The organism is Flavobacterium sp. (genome assembly GCF_031411595.1).
In the GTDB taxonomy this organism is placed as follows: domain Bacteria; phylum Bacteroidota; class Bacteroidia; order Flavobacteriales; family Flavobacteriaceae; genus Flavobacterium.
The window spans coordinates 59,686-76,125 of sequence record NZ_JANOBI010000052.1; the positions used below are offsets into that span (position 1 = coordinate 59,686).

Below are 16,440 nucleotides of genomic sequence, written 5' to 3' on the forward strand. Positions count from 1 at the left end.
CAACGAATAAACATTAATAAAAATGAATTTAGAAAAAATATTAGCCATATCCGGAATGCCAGGTATCTATGCTTTGAAAATGCAAACACGTACCGGATTTGTTGCAGAATCTTTATTAGACGGGAAAAAAGTAACGGTTGGATTGAGAAGCAATGTGAGTTTACTAACCGAAATCTCAATCTACACCCATGATGCTGAAAAGCCTTTAGCCGAAGTAATGCGCGCCATTGCAACCAAAGAAGATAACGGTGCAGCAATTTCTCATAAGGAAGACAGCGCAAAATTGGTGGCTTATTTTAAAGAAATTCTACCAGATTATGACGAAGATCGTGTGTATCCTTCAGACATTAAGAAAGTATTGAATTGGTACAATATACTACAATCAAAAGGGTTGGTTTCTAAAGAAGAGCCTAATACTGCTGAGGAAGCCAGAGTAGAGGAAATCGTGAAAGAGAAAGTAGCGGAAGCCAAACAAAAGAAAGCGGCATCAACGGAAGCTAAAGCAGCGACTCCTAAAAAGCCAAAAACAAAAAAAGAGTAATCTTACAAACTGTTATAAATTAATCCTGTCTCGATGTTTTTCGTGGCAGGATTTCTTATTTTTACACAACCCGAAGCCATAAGGCCGAACTGATGAAATAAAACCTTTCCTATGAATTCAAGACAACTCCAACTGCAATCTTTCGAACGCCTTTTAAACATCATGGATGATTTGCGCGAAAAATGCCCCTGGGATAAAAAGCAAACGCTCGAGTCACTGCGCCATTTAACGATTGAAGAAACCTACGAATTGGGCGACGCGATATTGAATAATGATTTGAACGAAATCAAAAAAGAACTCGGCGACTTGCTGTTGCACATTGTTTTTTACGCCAAAATAGGAAGCGAAAGTGATACGTTTGATATTGCTGATGTTTGCAATGAAATCTGTGAAAAACTCATTCATCGGCATCCGCACATTTACGGAGATGTTGAAGTGAAAGACGAAGAAGAAGTCAAACAAAACTGGGAAAAACTCAAACTCAAAGAAGGCAAAACCTCAGTTTTAGAAGGCGTTCCTGCGGGATTACCAGCGTTGGTGAAAGCCAGTAGAATTCAAGATAAAGTCAAAGGTGTTGGTTTCGATTGGGAAGAACCGCATCAGGTTTGGGATAAAGTACAGGAAGAATTGCAGGAATTGCAAGACGAAGTAGCCATTGGCAATCAAGAAAAAATTGAAGCAGAGTTTGGTGATGTCTTGTTTTCGATGATCAATTATGCTAGGTTTTTAAATGTCAATCCCGAAGATGCACTAGAGCGCACCAATAAAAAATTCATCAAACGTTTTCAATATCTCGAAAGCAAAGCCGGCGAATTAGGCAAACCACTAATGGATATGTCGTTGGCTGAAATGGATGTTTTTTGGAATGAAGCTAAAAAATTGTAAAAATTATCGTTGATCGACTTCCCTGATGGGCTATAACGATTATTTAAACAGTTTATCGAAAATAAATTTGAGAATGCTTTTTCCAATATAATTTAGCTGAGAAATAATTCATTAATCCCCAAAATAGCCCCACTATGACAACAAGCATTACTACATTAGCACTTAATCTTTTAGTATCAGAAAGAATCGGACAACGATATATTTTTGCAGATAAGATTATAGCATTGGTTCAAGAAACCCAAGATGATTCTGAAAATAAAAAAGATTTTTTAAATGTCATCACGCTTTGTATTGAGGATCCAAGCAGTGAAGCCAGAAATACTTTTGTGCAACTGGCACAATACTATGCGGAAAAGATTAACGCAGCTTAATTGTATTTGATTTTACAATACTTTTATAAAATTAAAAAGCCTCATATCGTTTGATGCGAGGCTTTTATTTTTATATGAATTTTAAACTATTCCTGTTTGATGCTTCTCGATTATTTGGGTTTTTCTTTCCAAACATCAAGGCTTTCTGTGTGTTTGGGGATGTTTTTTGGAATGAAGCCAAGAAACTATAACAATTATTCCGACAAGCGTTTCAATTTATTGCGGTCAAGAATGGTTATTTTTTTACTTTCCAAAGTAATGAATCCCAGTTTTTTGAAGTCCGATAATAACCGAATACAACTCTCAGTAGCAGTACCAATGATGCCCGCCAATTCTTCTCTTGACAGTTGAATGTGCAACGAACCGTCTGTATTTTTTCCGAAAGTATCTTCTAAATAAATGAGCGTTTCCGCCAATCGCTCTTTTACATTTTTTTGGGCTAAAGAAACCATATGATCGTCGGCATCTTTCAAATCGCCACAAATGGTTTGCATGACATTCATCGAAAATTTATTATTGTCATTAAAGAAACCCATGACTTCCGTTTTCGGAATAAAGCACACTTCCATATCTTCTAAAGCTACTGCGGTAAGATTTACAGGTTCGTCACTAATCATCGAACGTTGGCCTAACAATTCTCCTTTTTTAACGAGCTTAACAATCTGGTCTTTGCCATTCGAACTCAACTTTGTAAGTTTGCAAATACCATCTTTAATGCAGTAAATTCCGTTGACATTTTCACCTTCTTCAAAAATGACCGCGCCTTTTTTGACAGTATGCGAAGTTTTGCATTGCGCCATTTTAATAAGTTCGTCTTTCCCAAGCGCTTTCAAAGAACTGAATTCTCTAACGATGCATTGTTCACATTTGCTCATAATTATTGGGGATTTATTGGCACCGTAAATTTAGTCATTAAGTATGACAAATATCATATTTTAATGAACAACTGTTCAGGTACTTTGCATCAGGTAAAATGAGCAAAATTATGGACACATCCCCTTGTTTCCATTGTGGATTGGATAGTATAAAAACAGATGTAATTGTTTTCGATGACAAAAAGTTTTGTTGCAACGGATGTAAAACCGTCTACGAAATTTTCAGTCTCAATGACATGACTTGTTATTATGATTTCGAAAAATCCCCTGGAACAACACCATTAGAGATTAAAGGAAAATATGATTTTTTAGACAATGAAAGTATCGTTAGCAAACTACTTGAGTTTCGAGAAGATGCAACCGCTATTATATCGCTGCACATTCCTTATATTCATTGCAGTTCGTGTATTTGGATTTTGGAAAATCTACAGCGTCTTCAAAAAGGCATCAGCACTTCGCAAGTAAATTTCCCAGAAAAGAAAGTTAGAATTACTTACAATCCGACCAAAGTTTCACTCAAGGAAATCGTTTATTTATTGAACTCGATTGGTTATGAACCCAACATCAGTTTAGAAAATTACGATTCAGAAAAAATTAAAACAGACCACAGTCTAACCTATAAATTGGGTGTTGCATTCTTTTGTTTCGGCAATATCATGCTGCTTTCTTTTCCAGAATATTTCGATGTGAAAGAGTTTTGGCTCGACCAATACAAAGGTTTTTTTCGCTGGTTGATTTTTGCCTTATCACTTCCGAGTTTTTTCTATTCCGCGAGTGGTTATTACGTAGCAGCCTACAAAAGCATCAAAGCCAAAATGCTCAATATCGAAATTCCGATTGCTTTAGGAATTATCGTCATGTTTGTTCGAAGCACCGTAGATATTGCATTTAAGTACGGTTCAGGTTTTTTTGATAGCCTGTGTGGTTTGATTTTTTTCATGCTTTTAGGGAAAATGTTTCAGATTAAAACCTACAGCTTTTTGAGCTTCGAACGCGATTTCAAATCCTATTTCCCAATTGCGATTACTAGAGTTGTAGGCAATATCGAAGAAAGCATTCCGGTGTATGACATTCAAAAAGGCGATCGATTGTTGATTCGAAACCAAGAACTCATTCCCGTTGACGGCATTTTAATTTCTGAAAAAGCCGAACTCGATTACAGTTTCGTCACTGGTGAAGCCATTCCAATCACTAAACATTCCGGCGATAAAGTCTATGCTGGCGGCAAACAAATCGGCAAAGTCATCGAAATGGAAGTTTTGCACACCATTTCCCAAAGTTACCTGACGCAATTGTGGAGCAACGATGTGTTTCAAAAAAGCGTCACGCAAAAGCATAAAACCATTACCGATAAAATCAGCCAATATTTCACCCCCATATTATTATTGATTGCTTTTTCAGGATTTGGCTATTGGATTTTTATTGATACGGATATTGCTTTTAATGTATTCACAGCAGTGCTCATCGTAGCTTGCCCGTGCGCCTTGGCTTTAACAGCTCCATTTACTTTTGGCAACGTTCTGCGGATTTTAGGAAAGCGAAAGTTCTATCTCAAAAACGCTTTAGTCATCGAGCAATTGGCAAAAGTAGATACGTTGGTTTTCGATAAAACAGGAACAATCACAACGAATCATTCCGCGACGATTTCGTATGAAGGAAAAGCACTTTCTGAAGCACAACAGCTGCGGATTAAAAGTGTATTGCGCGCATCCAATCATCCTTTAAGTCGCATGTTGTATGATTATTTTCCCAATGGAAAACCGATTACAGTTACTTACTTTCAAGAAATCACAGGAAAAGGCATAGAAGCGATTTGCGATCATGTCAAAATCAAAATTGGATCGAATGCTTTTGTCGAAAAGAATGAAGTTGATACCATACAACAGACTGTCGTTCATATTAAAATCGATGATGTTTATTTTGGAAAATTCATTTTCAATAACCAATATCGCGAAGGTTTGGAAGTGTTATTTCAAAAGTTAAGTAAACAGTATCAAATCAAAGTTTTGTCAGGAGACAACGAAGGCGAACGCGGCGTTTTAGAACAGATAATGCCCATCGGAACCGAATTGGTATTCAACCAAAAGCCCGAACAAAAACTTGAATTTATAAAAGCATTACAATCAAAAGGGCATAATGTGATGATGGTAGGTGATGGCTTGAATGACGCCGGAGCATTAGCACAAAGCAATGTTGGTATTTCTATTTCTGAAAATGTCAATGTGTTTTCTCCTGCTTGCGATGCGATTTTAGACGCCACCCAATTCGAAAGATTGGATTACTTTTTAAAACTTTCCAAAAATTCTATGCGCACGATTTATATGAGTTTCACGCTGTCATTGCTATACAATGTAGTCGGATTGTCGTTCGCCATAACAGGGAATTTACTCCCTTTGGTTGCGGCTATCATCATGCCGTTGAGTACGATTACGATTGTGAGTTTCGTGACCTTGATGAGTAATTATTATGCAAGAAAAAAATAGCATTATATAGAAGTTGAAATGATGAAACAGTATCTGTTTTAATACAAATGTGTAAGTATGACAAATGTCATATTATTTAAAAATAAGTCAAGGTAATTTTGAAAACATAAACTTAAGGTATGAGTGTCATTTATCTATTAATCTCCATCAGTATTATCGTAGCGATTATTTTCTTTATTGCCTTCATCAGAGCCGTCAAAACCGGACAGTATGATGATGATTATACACCATCGGTGCGCATGCTTTTCGATGATGAACTCACCGCAGAAAAACCAAAATCAATACAAACAGAAGAAAAACAAATTTAATTATGGAAATGCAACAATTTTATTACGACAACAAAATTGTAAAGAAATTCCTTTATGCAACCATTCTTTTTGGTGTAGTAGGAATGTTAGTCGGGCTGTTACTGGCCATCATGTTTCTGTTTCCGAATATCACCGACGGTATATCGTGGTTGAGTTTCGGAAGATTACGACCTTTACATACCAACGCGATTATTTTTGCCTTTGTAGGCAATTCGATGTTCGCAGGGATTTATTATTCTCTGCAACGTCTGCTCAAAGCCAGAATGTTTAGCAATTTCTTAAGCAACTTACACTTTTGGGGTTGGCAATTGATTATTGTTGCAGCAGCTATTTCGCTACCACTAGGATACACAACTTCCAAAGAATATGCTGAATTAGAATGGCCGATTGATATCGCGATTGCGCTTATTTGGGTTGTTTTCGGAATCAATATGATTGGTACAATTCTGAAAAGAAGAGAACGCCATTTGTATGTTGCGATTTGGTTCTACATCGCCACGTTTGTAACGGTTGCGGTATTGCACATTTTCAACAGTTTAGAATTACCAGTTTCAGCTTTAAAAAGTTATTCTGTGTATGCAGGTGTGCAAGATGCATTAGTGCAATGGTGGTACGGTCACAATGCCGTAGCTTTCTTTTTAACGACGCCATTTTTGGGATTGATGTATTATTTTATTCCTAAAGCGGCGAATCGTCCGGTGTATTCTTATCGATTGTCAATCGTTCACTTTTGGTCTTTGATTTTTATTTATATCTGGGCTGGACCACATCATTTATTGTATTCTGCGTTACCCAATTGGGCGCAAAACTTAGGAGTCGTTTTTTCCATCATGTTGATTGCGCCATCTTGGGGTGGTATGATCAACGGATTGCTGACGCTTCGTGGCGCTTGGGATAAAGTGCGTGTAGAACCGATTTTAAAATTCTTCGTTGTAGCCGTTACAGGTTATGGAATGGCAACTTTCGAAGGTCCGATGTTGTCTTTAAAAAATGTCAATGCCATTGCGCATTTCACCGATTGGATTATTGCACACGTGCATGTAGGTGCTTTGGCTTGGAATGGTTTTATGGCATTCGGTATGATATATTACTTGATTCCAAAACTTACTAAAGGACCATTATATTCATTAAAATTGGCGAACTTCCATTTCTGGATTGGTACTTTGGGCATCATATTGTATACGCTTCCGATGTATGTCGCGGGATTCACACAAGCTTCGATGTGGAAACAATTCAATCCTGACGGCACATTAACCTACGGAAATTTCCTCGAAACAGTCAAAGAAATTATCCCAATGTATACGATTCGTGCCGTGGGTGGAACGCTTTACTTAATCGGAATGTTGGTATTGGTTTACAATATCATCCAAACCGTAAGAGCCAATTCTAAAGTAGAAGACGAAGCGGCACAAGCACCGGCTTTACAACGCATCAGCAATGGCAGAATGAAAGGTGAAAAATGGCATTCTTGGTTGGAAAGACGCCCAATTCAATTGACCATTTTTGCAGTCGTTGCGATTCTAATTGGTGGTGTGATTCAAATTGTACCAACGATTATGATCAAATCGAATATTCCAACCATAGCGAGTGTCAAACCTTATACACCGTTAGAATTAGAAGGTCGTGATTTATACATCCGTGAAGGTTGCGTTGGCTGTCACTCTCAAATGGTAAGACCTTTCAGAAGTGAAGTCGAACGTTACGGTCCGCAATCTAAAGCAGGTGAATTTGTGTATGACCATCCATTCTTATGGGGTTCCAAACGCACCGGTCCGGATTTGCTCAGAGAAGGAGGAAAGTATAACGACAACTGGCATTTCAATCACTTTTGGGATCCGCAAAGCATTTCTTCGGGTTCGATTATGCCTTCTTACAAATGGTTGTTCGATAACAAACCACTCGATATTACCAACATCGAAGATAAAATGAAAGCCATGAAAACGCTCGGTGTTCCGTATACCGATGCTCAAATTGCGTATGCTAAAGCAGCCATCAAAGAACAATCGATGCTCATTGAAACGAATTTATATTCCGATCCGGATTTCGTTAAAAGCTATGAAGACAGCAAGAAAAAAGCGGCAGCTAAAGGCGAACAGTTTGTTCCGATGCATCAAAGAGAAGTCGTTGCCTTAATCGCTTACATTCAAAGATTGGGAACCGATATTAAAGTAAAAGACAACCTTAAAAAATAACATCATGTTCGAACAAATCAAACACAATCTAGAAACCATCAACGGCGTGGCCATCTATCCAATACTATCGCTATTGATTTTCTTCGTCTTTTTTGTAGTGCTTGGCGCATGGGTATTCTCATACAAAAAAGAAAAAATTAATGAATTGAGTCAAATTCCATTAAACGATAAATAAGTATAAGTGATGAAAAAATTAATTCCAGTTTACGTTAGAGTTCCTGTGATTTTCTTCAGTGTTATGATGGCACTAGAATATTTCATTGACTCAGGAGATCGACCAGCATTTATCAAATTCCCAATGGTTTCCGTTTTCTTATTTGTATTTCTTTTCCTTTTAATTGCGATTGAAATTACGGTAAGTGCTATAGATAATATTACGTATCATTTACTCACAGAGGAGCAGAAAAAAATGTTGGAAGAGACTGTTCACGTTAGTATTAAAGATAGCGTTTGGTTTCAAAAACTAATGAAGTTACTGACCAAATCCGAACCTTTAGAAAGCGAAACGAGTATACTGCTTCACCATGATTACGACGGCATCAAAGAGTTAGATAATACGTTGCCGCCTTGGTGGGTTTATCTGTTCTACGGAACTATTATTTTCGCTGGAATTTATATGGTACGTTTTGACATTATGGGCGCCGACAATCAGGAAATGGAACTCAAAAAAGAAATGGCACAAGCTAAAATCGATGTCGCAGAATATATGAAAACCGCACCTGATTTGATGGATGAAAAATCAGTAACCTTGTTGACTGATCCGGCTGAATTGGCGATTGGAAAATCGATATTCACCACCAATTGTGTGGCTTGTCACCGAGCTGATGGCGGAGGGCAAATCGGGCCTAACCTAACCGACGATCATTGGATTTTAGGTGGCGGAATCAAAAACGTGTTCCATACCATTACCAATGGCGGACGCGATGGAAAAGGCATGATTTCTTGGAAAGCTACTTTAAAACCAAAAGATATTCAGCATGTGGCGAGTTATGTTTTGTCATTGCAAGGCACGCATCCGAAGGATCCGAAAGCGCCTGATGGAGAAGTTTGGGTTGATGATATTAAACCGGTAACTGTAGCCGCAGTAACAGCTGCTGATATTGCACCAATTAAAAAATAAATCATGTCTAACTTACCCGATGACGCGTTTAGAGATTCCATTGCTACGATAGATGAGCAAGGGAAACGGAAATTTATTTTCCCCAAAAAACCGTCCGGTAAATGGTATGATTACCGCAAATGGGTTAGTTATTTTTTATTGATTGTATTGGTTGCGAATCCATTCGTGAAAATTAATGGGAATCAGTTTATGATGTTCAATGTGCTTGAGCGCAGGTTCAATCTTTTCGGATTCCCTTTTTGGCCACAGGATTTCTATCTGTTTGTGTTGTTTATGATAGTAGGTGTCGTCTTTGTCATCTTGTTTACAGTTATTTTCGGACGTATTTTTTGTGGATGGATTTGCCCTCAAACGATCTTCCTAGAAATGGTTTTCAGAAGAATTGAATACTGGATTGAAGGCGATCGCGGCGCACAAATCAGATTAGACAAACAAGAATGGAATGCAGAGAAAATCAGAAAGAAAGCTTTAAAATGGATGGTTTTTGCCATCATCTCTTTTGGAATTGCCAATGTATTTCTGGCGTATTTAATCAGCAGTGATGAATTGATTCAAATGGTTGAAGATGGGCCAATGACGCATGTTAGCACCTTAATTGCCTTATTGATTTTTACCGGTGTTTTCTATTTCATCTTCGTTTGGTTTCGTGAACAAGTGTGCATTATTGCTTGTCCGTACGGTCGTTTGCAAGGTGTTTTATTAGACAACAAATCGATTAATGTAGCGTATGATTTTGTGCGTGGTGAGAAAGAAGTGGGTCGCGCCAAATTCAAAAAGCAAGAAGACAGAGCGGCTCTAGGAAAAGGCGATTGTATCGATTGCCATCAATGTGTGCATGTTTGTCCAACAGGCATTGATATTAGAAACGGAACGCAATTGGAATGCATCAACTGCACGGCTTGCATCGATGAATGCAATACGATTATGGACAGCGTTGGTTTGCCGCAAGGATTAATTCGATTTGCCTCGGAAGATGAAATTGAAAAGAAATCGAAGTTCAAGTTTACCACTAGAATGAAAGGTTACACCGCTGTGTTATTCATTATTATGGGAATTCTAACCGGTTTATTGTTTTTAAGAGCTGAAGTCGAAGCTACTGTTTTGCGTTTGCCTGGGCAGTTGTTTCAGCACAAAGGTGACAACATCAGCAATATTTATACATTCAAAATCATTAATAAAACCAATGCTGATTTTAATGACATTCATTTCAAATTGAAAAACATCAATGGCACTATTAAGGTTGTCGGTGAACAGGAATTTAAAATTGAAAAACAAGGTTCAGCAAAAGGCACTTTATTCGTAGAAATCAATCAATACTTGCTAGAAAACGATAAAACGAAACTCAAAATAGAAGTATTCAATGGCCATAAAAAAATTGAAACCGCGACAACTAATTTCCTAAGTCCAAGAACTTTTAATTAAACGAAAATGATTACAGATATCAAACCAAAGAAAAGTTTTAGTATCAATTGGGGCACTTCGATTGTTATTGCTTTTGCATTATTTATGACCTTCATTTTATATTTTGTGTTTAAAGTACAATCGAATTCCAAATACGATAACGAATTGGTGGTCGAAGAATATTACAAACACGATGCACATTTTGGAGAAGAAATGACGCAGGTGCAAAACGCTCATGATTTGGCTGAAAAACCAACGATAACCCAGCTTTCAGAAGTTGTCAATATTACATTTCCACCGACTTTTACACCACAAAAATTAAAAGGGAAAGTGTCCTTGTATAGACCGTCTAACAAAAAACTAGATTTTGAAATACCTATTTCGACTTCTGGTCCAACTTTGCTCATACCTAAATCAAAATTGGTGGGCGGTCTTTGGGACATTACTTTAGCGTGGCAATATGAAGGTAAAGATTATCGATTGAAACAAAGTATTTACATTCAATAACATGTTGTATACAGCTTTCATTTTCGGACTCATCAGCAGCTTGCATTGCATTGGTATGTGTGGCCCAATTGCGATGATGTTGCCTGTAGATGCTAATAATCCTGCCAAAAAAGCAACACAAATTTTCACGTATCATTTCGGACGATTGACTGCCTATGCGAGCATTGGATTGGTTTTCGGAATGTTAGGGAAAGGTTTTTTTATGGCCGGTATGCAACAACAATTGTCTGTTTTTGTGGGCATTGCTATTATTTTTGTAATTTTAATTCCGGAGAAATTATTCGCACGTTACAATTTTTCCAAACCGGTTTTTAAAATGATTTCTAAAGTAAAATCGGCATTAGGAAAACAGTTTAAAAACAAAAGTTACCGTTCTTTATTTACGATTGGTTTGCTCAACGGATTTCTGCCTTGCGGTTTGGTGTATGTCGCGCTGTTTGGTGCCATTGCTATGCAAAGTGCCGGTTTCGGTGTATTGTATATGATTTTGTTTGGATTGGGAACGGTGCCCATGATGAGCGTAGTGGTGTATATGAATTCGTTTTTGACGATTCCACTTCGAAATAAAATGCAAAAAGTCATTCCATATGTGACGGTTATTATAGGCGTTTTATTTATTCTCAGAGGATTGGGTTTGGGAATTCCGTTTATTTCACCATCAGATATGAGTTTATTTGTACAGCAACAACCCAATTGTCATTAATTATTAACCCTAAACAATTTTAATTATGGAAAAGCACGATTTATTACACGAATTCCCAGAGCATCAAGATAAAATTCACGAACTTAAAATTTCGGATGCTTATTTTAGAAAATTGTTTGATGAATATCATGAAATAGAGCATCAAATTCACCGCATCAATATGGGTAATGAAATCGCCACCGACGAAATCTTCAAAGAATTGAAAATTAAGTTTCTTTTCATTAAAGATGAAATGTATGCTTTAATCAGGAAATAATAAGTTGCTAAACCGTCATCGAAAACAATTCTGTTTCGGGTGCTTTTTGTTTGAGTCTTAGGTCGAATGCCATGCAAATATTGCGAAGGAAAGGTTTTCCGGCTTCTGTGATTTTGATGCCATGCTTTCCAATAATCAATAAACCATCACGTTCCATTTCACGAAGTTGATCAATGACTTCGAGAATTCCGTCGAAAGTTTGAGATGAATTTTCCCATGAAGTTTCAAATTGACACATTAAATTTAGAATGTGTTTTCTGATGGTTAAATCTTCAGTCGTAAGCAAATGTCCTTTTACAATAGGTAATTTATTCCATTCTAAAATCTGATAATAATCCTCTAAGTTTTTTGTGTTTTGAGCAAAACTATACCAACTGTCGCTAATCGAAGAAACGCCTAAACCAATCATCAATTGCGTTTTTGAATTGCTGTAGCCCATAAAATTACGGTGTAGTTTGCCATTCATAAAAGATTCATTCAAGCTGTCGGTTTTCAAAGCAAAATGATCCATACCGATTTCGTGGTAGTCATTTTCGAATAGCAATTGCTTGCCGATTTCGTAAAGTTTTCTTTTGTAATCGTCTTTGGGAACATCTTCATTTTTGAATCCGCGTTGCCCATTGCCCTTAATCCATGGAACGTGCGCATAGCTGTAAAATGCCAAGCGGTCGGGGTGAAGTGCGTTGGTTTTTTCAATCGTATCGATAACATCTTCTACAGTTTGAAACGGCAAACCAAAAATGAGATCGTGCCCGATAGAAGTGTATCCGATTTCTTTCGCCCAAAAAGTAACTTTCGCCACATTGTGAAAAGATTGCTCGCGATGAATGGCTTTTTGCACTTTTTCAGAATAATCCTGCACGCCAAAACTGACTCTTCTGAAACCCAAATCGTATAACTTTTGCAAATGCGATCGGGTTGTGTTGTTGGGATGACCTTCAAAGCTAAATTCATAATCTTTAGCTTTGTTTGCGTGACTCAAAATCCCATTGATTAAATCTTCAAGGTTTTGGGTTGAAAAAAAAGTAGGTGTTCCGCCACCAAGATGGATTTCTTTAATCGTTGGTTTTTCGCCTAAAAGCTGGCAATACAAAACCCATTCTTTCAAAACGGCTTCGATGTAAGGATGTTCAACATTGTGATTTTTAGTGATGCGTTTGTTGCAACCACAAAACGTGCACATGCTTTCGCAAAACGGCAAATGAATGTAGAGGCTGATGCCTTCAGTAGCATTGCTTTCGTTGAACGATTTCTTTAGTGTTTCCATCCAAATGTCAGTATTGAAATGGCTTTCATCCCAATAAGGAACAGTTGGATAACTCGTATATCTCGGCCCGGGAACGTTATATTTTTGGATTAAGAAATGTTTCATGATGCATCTAATTTCAATACTCAAAAGTAATTGTGCTCAGCGAAATTTAAGATGACAAATATCATATGCATAAAAAAACCTCATACTTTTCAATATGAGGTTTTTGATTATAAACAATAAGGTTTTTATTCTTGTTTGATACTGCGCAATTGTTTGAGTTTTTCTTTCCAAACATCAAGGCTTTCTTTGTGTTTGGCTATGTTTTTACGAACCTCTAATACGATCGAATTTTCTTTCTTAGCATTTTTGGTATTCGTAAAAAACTGAATGTTATTCTCCAATTGGAAAATCTCGTTTTGCACTTCTTCGATTTTTCGAATCAAGAAAATCTTTTCATTTTCTAATTTTCGAGTATCATTGCCATCCGATAAATTGCCAACGCGATTGGAGAAACGCATCATGTCAGTTTCTTTTTTGCTCAAGCTTAATTTTTCGAATAATGCATCGAGGATCTTATTGAATTTTCCTTCAATGTGGCGTCTTCCAAATGGCACTTTACCATAGCTTTTCCAACTTTCAATATGGGCTTTAATGGCATCCAAATCGGTTTTGTGATTGCCCGTCATTTCGAAGGCTCTTAGTGTTTCTAAATGGGCTTTCTTCTTTTCAAAGGCTTCAACTTCTTCTGAATTCTCTTCTGTTTTCTGTTCTTTTAATTTTTCAAAATAAGCATTACAAGCTCCTCGGAATTCCGTCCACAATTGATCGGAATATTTTCTCGGAACATGACCAATCGTTTTCCATTCTTCCTGAATTTGCTTCATCAGCGGTGTCGTTGCTGCAAAATCTGTACTTTCTTGCAATTCTTTGGCTTTTGCAACTAAGGCTTGCTTCAAATTGAGATTGGTAGTTTGATCTTTTTTGATGTCTTTATAAAAAGAATTTTTGAGTACATTAAAACTGCGAACGGCATTTTTAAAATTCGCCCAAGTTTCTTCGTTCAATTCACTAGGTACTTTTCCGGCTGAGAAGAATTCGTTTCTGGCCGCTTCGACTTTGGCTACTTGAGCCGACCATGCTGCATGACTGTTGACTTTTTCTTGTGCTAAAACTTCTATACGGGCGGTGATTTCTTTTTTACGTTCGAGATTTTCTTGCTCTCCGGCTCTTAATTTTTCAAAAAGCAATTCTCGTTTGTCATGCATTTGTTTGGTTAAATCGCTAAATTTATTCCAAACTTCTTCACGATGTTCTCTCGAAACCGGACCGATATCTTCTTTCCAAATGCGGTGTAAATCTTGCAACTCACGGAATGACTTGTTGATGTCTTCTTCGTGAACCAATTCCTCCACACGCGCAATTATTTTTTGTTTTAGCTCTAAATTGTGTTTAAAATCAACATCTCGAGCTTCACGATCTAAGTGCAGATAATCATAAAAATTCTCTACATGAAAGTGATAATTATTCCAAACATGGTTGTATTTGTCTTTCGGAATCGGACCTGTAGTTTTCCAACGATCGCGAAGTTCATTGAAATGCTTCAACGTATCCTTGATGTTTTCTTGCGGATTAATGAGGTTTTTCAATTCCTCAACAATCGCCAAACGCGTTTCGAGATTCGTTTTTAAATTGGATTCGAGACTTTTAAAATGTTTGTTTTTACGATCTCGATATTGACTGTATAATTGATCAAATTTTGTTTTTAATGGCAAATGATAATGAAAATCTTCCGTCGAATCGGGATTCTCAGCTTGGAACTCATCTTTCTTTTCTTCAATAAAATGATGGTATTTGGCAAGAAAAGCATTCTTTAATTCCTCAATATGGTTTTTAATCGCCATGACTTTATCGGAAGCAACAAGGTCTTCCAGTTCGGTTACGAGTGTGTCCATCGACATGGTTTCGTAATCTTGCATCGGAACTTCATGACGTACTGTTTCATCTTCACTTTCAGCAGCATTCACATCGGTGATCGCTGAAATGATGTCATGATCAGTAGCAATAGTTTCAAGATTTTCTGAAGTTTCCGTTTCGTTATCTACAGCTTCCGGAGTTGCATTTTCAACTTCAGCGGCAATCACTTTTTTGGTTCTTTTAGCTTTGGGTTTTTCTTCAATAACTGCTTCTTCAGCCATTGGAACTTCTGCTGCAACCGCTTCAGGTTCTGCTGCTGTTGGCAATTCTTCAACAACTGTTTCTTCAGCCATTGGTATATTGTCCTCAACAATAGGAGTTTCCGCTATCACTTCTTCAACCGATGTTTCGTTTGCTGCAGGAAGTGGTTCTTCTGCAAGTACAACTTCTTGAGTTGTCTCCACAGTAGTTTCTTCCAACACTACTTCTTCGACGGTTTCTGTTGCTGCAGTTGGAAACTCATTGACTTCAGAAGATAAAGCAGTATCTTCATTTTCAGTACTTTGCGTTTCTTGTAAAACAGATTCTAATTTTCCATCTGTCTCGTTGTTCACATGCGACAGGCTATCATTCTTTTCTTCTAACATTACTAAAATGTTTAAGGTTTATTATTGGTTTTCCAATTTTGGAATGCGAAAGATAGTAAAGGCACTTTAAAATACAAAGAAAAACCTCTATTTATAGCAATTTGATATTATGAAGTGATTTTTTCAGGAGCTTTATCCAGCTATCCACTATATCTTTTGCGCCGAACAACGGCACAAAAGGATGCCGTTCCTATCTGGGCTAGGTCATTGAATTAGTTGTAGTTGTTGATGCAATAAGAAAGTTTTATCGATTCCAAATTTCCCAAGCTTTTTCTGCTTGGAAAACCAGCATGTCCATACCGTTTTTGGTTAAGGCTCCTTTTTTCTTTGCTCTTTTTAGGAACTGGGTTTCCTCAGGATTGTAAATCAAATCAAAAGCAAGGTGTTTTTCGGTAAAAAACTGATAAGGAATCGGAGGGAATTCTTTGGTATTTGGAATTGTTCCTAAAGGCGTACAATTGATGATAATCTGAAAATTATCAAAAGTTGTTGCGTTAATTCGTTCGTAAGTAATGGTGTTTTCGAGTGTTTCTCTTGATACAAAAGCATACGGAATATCCAATTCGTTCAACGCAAAAGCCACCGCTTTAGAAGCGCCACCGGTGCCCAGAATTAATGCTTTTTGATGATGCGATTGCAGTACACTTTGCAATGCTTTTTTAAATCCATAACAATCAGAATTATAACCTTTTAACTTTCCTTTCTTAGTGAATCGAATGACATTTACAGCGCCGATTTGCGTGGCTTTTTTAGATAAAGAATCTAAGTAATGAATGATGGTTTTTTTGTATGGAATGGTCACGTTCAATCCCATCAAATCAGGATTATTTTGAATTATTGATGGAAAGTCGGCAATCGTATTAATATCGAAATTTTCATAAATACAATCGACCGCATTCGTGTTTAGAAAACGCTCCGTAAAGTATTTTTTTGAAAAGGAATAGTCAATATTTTTACCAATCAAACCATATATTTTCATGGCTTT

General features: G+C 37.1%; 16 protein-coding genes. 12 read left to right on the forward strand and 4 right to left on the reverse strand.

Annotation, left to right across the window (positions count from 1 at the left end; all coding sequences use genetic code 11):
- The first annotated feature begins 22 nt into the window (after nt 1–22).
- The 3 genes from RMO03_RS12285 (at nt 23) to RMO03_RS12295 (ending at nt 1,797) form a co-directional block, all read left to right on the forward strand.
- Nucleotides 23–541 carry a DUF5606 domain-containing protein gene (locus RMO03_RS12285; RefSeq protein WP_309642400.1) on the forward strand — a complete coding sequence of 173 codons (519 nt, stop codon included), beginning with the start codon at nt 23–25 and terminating at the stop codon, nt 539–541.
- A gap of 111 nt (nt 542–652) precedes the next feature.
- Nucleotides 653–1,426, forward strand: coding sequence for a nucleoside triphosphate pyrophosphohydrolase (gene mazG, locus RMO03_RS12290; protein ID WP_309642401.1), 774 nt, complete (start codon nt 653–655; stop codon nt 1,424–1,426).
- Nucleotides 1,427–1,560: 134 nt separating this feature from the next.
- The gene (locus tag RMO03_RS12295; protein WP_309642402.1) at nt 1,561–1,797 is read left to right on the forward strand and encodes a hypothetical protein; all 237 of its coding nucleotides are present in this window, start codon (nt 1,561–1,563) and stop codon (nt 1,795–1,797) included.
- Between the two features lie 194 nt (nt 1,798–1,991).
- Here the strand turns inward: RMO03_RS12295 and RMO03_RS12300 are convergent, their stop codons facing one another.
- Nucleotides 1,992–2,672 (reverse strand): Crp/Fnr family transcriptional regulator, encoded by a 681-nt coding sequence (locus tag RMO03_RS12300; RefSeq protein WP_309642403.1) that lies wholly within the window; start codon nt 2,670–2,672, stop codon nt 1,992–1,994.
- Nucleotides 2,673–2,782: 110 nt separating this feature from the next.
- Between RMO03_RS12300 and RMO03_RS12305 the strand changes: the two genes are divergently transcribed.
- The 9 genes from RMO03_RS12305 (at nt 2,783) to RMO03_RS12345 (ending at nt 11,642) form a co-directional block, all read left to right on the forward strand.
- Nucleotides 2,783–5,155: a heavy metal translocating P-type ATPase metal-binding domain-containing protein gene (locus RMO03_RS12305; RefSeq protein WP_309642404.1), complete on the forward strand. Its 2,373-nt coding sequence runs from the start codon at nt 2,783–2,785 to the stop codon at nt 5,153–5,155.
- A gap of 119 nt (nt 5,156–5,274) precedes the next feature.
- Entirely contained in the window at nt 5,275–5,463 is a 189-nt protein-coding gene (ccoS, locus tag RMO03_RS12310) for a cbb3-type cytochrome oxidase assembly protein CcoS (RefSeq protein ID WP_309642405.1), read from the forward strand.
- A 2-nt stretch (nt 5,464–5,465) separates the two neighbouring features.
- Nucleotides 5,466–7,655 carry a cytochrome-c oxidase, cbb3-type subunit I gene (ccoN, locus tag RMO03_RS12315; protein ID WP_309642406.1) on the forward strand — a complete coding sequence of 730 codons (2,190 nt, stop codon included), beginning with the start codon at nt 5,466–5,468 and terminating at the stop codon, nt 7,653–7,655.
- A 4-nt stretch (nt 7,656–7,659) separates the two neighbouring features.
- On the forward strand, nt 7,660–7,830 hold the full coding sequence (locus tag RMO03_RS12320; protein ID WP_309642407.1) for a CcoQ/FixQ family Cbb3-type cytochrome c oxidase assembly chaperone: 171 nt from the start codon (nt 7,660–7,662) through the stop codon (nt 7,828–7,830).
- A gap of 9 nt (nt 7,831–7,839) precedes the next feature.
- Nucleotides 7,840–8,775 (forward strand): cbb3-type cytochrome c oxidase N-terminal domain-containing protein, encoded by a 936-nt coding sequence (locus RMO03_RS12325; RefSeq protein ID WP_309642408.1) that lies wholly within the window; start codon nt 7,840–7,842, stop codon nt 8,773–8,775.
- 3 nt (nt 8,776–8,778) lie between these two features.
- Nucleotides 8,779–10,197: a cytochrome c oxidase accessory protein CcoG gene (ccoG, locus tag RMO03_RS12330; RefSeq protein WP_309642409.1), complete on the forward strand. Its 1,419-nt coding sequence runs from the start codon at nt 8,779–8,781 to the stop codon at nt 10,195–10,197.
- A gap of 6 nt (nt 10,198–10,203) precedes the next feature.
- Nucleotides 10,204–10,683 (forward strand): FixH family protein, encoded by a 480-nt coding sequence (locus RMO03_RS12335; protein WP_309642410.1) that lies wholly within the window; start codon nt 10,204–10,206, stop codon nt 10,681–10,683.
- Nucleotide 10,684: 1 nt separating this feature from the next.
- Nucleotides 10,685–11,386, forward strand: a complete 702-nt coding sequence (locus RMO03_RS12340; RefSeq protein ID WP_309642411.1) for a sulfite exporter TauE/SafE family protein — start codon at nt 10,685–10,687, stop codon at nt 11,384–11,386.
- A gap of 25 nt (nt 11,387–11,411) precedes the next feature.
- Nucleotides 11,412–11,642 carry a DUF465 domain-containing protein gene (locus tag RMO03_RS12345; RefSeq protein WP_309642412.1) on the forward strand — a complete coding sequence of 77 codons (231 nt, stop codon included), beginning with the start codon at nt 11,412–11,414 and terminating at the stop codon, nt 11,640–11,642.
- A 7-nt stretch (nt 11,643–11,649) separates the two neighbouring features.
- On the opposite strand, the gene hemN is transcribed toward RMO03_RS12345, so the two are convergent.
- The 3 genes from hemN to aroE form a co-directional block, all read right to left on the reverse strand.
- Nucleotides 11,650–13,014, reverse strand: coding sequence for an oxygen-independent coproporphyrinogen III oxidase (hemN, locus tag RMO03_RS12350; protein ID WP_309642413.1), 1,365 nt, complete (start codon nt 13,012–13,014; stop codon nt 11,650–11,652).
- A gap of 125 nt (nt 13,015–13,139) precedes the next feature.
- Entirely contained in the window at nt 13,140–15,455 is a 2,316-nt protein-coding gene (locus RMO03_RS12355; protein ID WP_309642414.1) for a DUF349 domain-containing protein, read from the reverse strand.
- A 244-nt stretch (nt 15,456–15,699) separates the two neighbouring features.
- Nucleotides 15,700–16,434 carry a shikimate dehydrogenase gene (aroE, locus tag RMO03_RS12360; RefSeq protein ID WP_309642415.1) on the reverse strand — a complete coding sequence of 245 codons (735 nt, stop codon included), beginning with the start codon at nt 16,432–16,434 and terminating at the stop codon, nt 15,700–15,702.
- Nucleotides 16,435–16,440 lie beyond the last annotated feature (6 nt).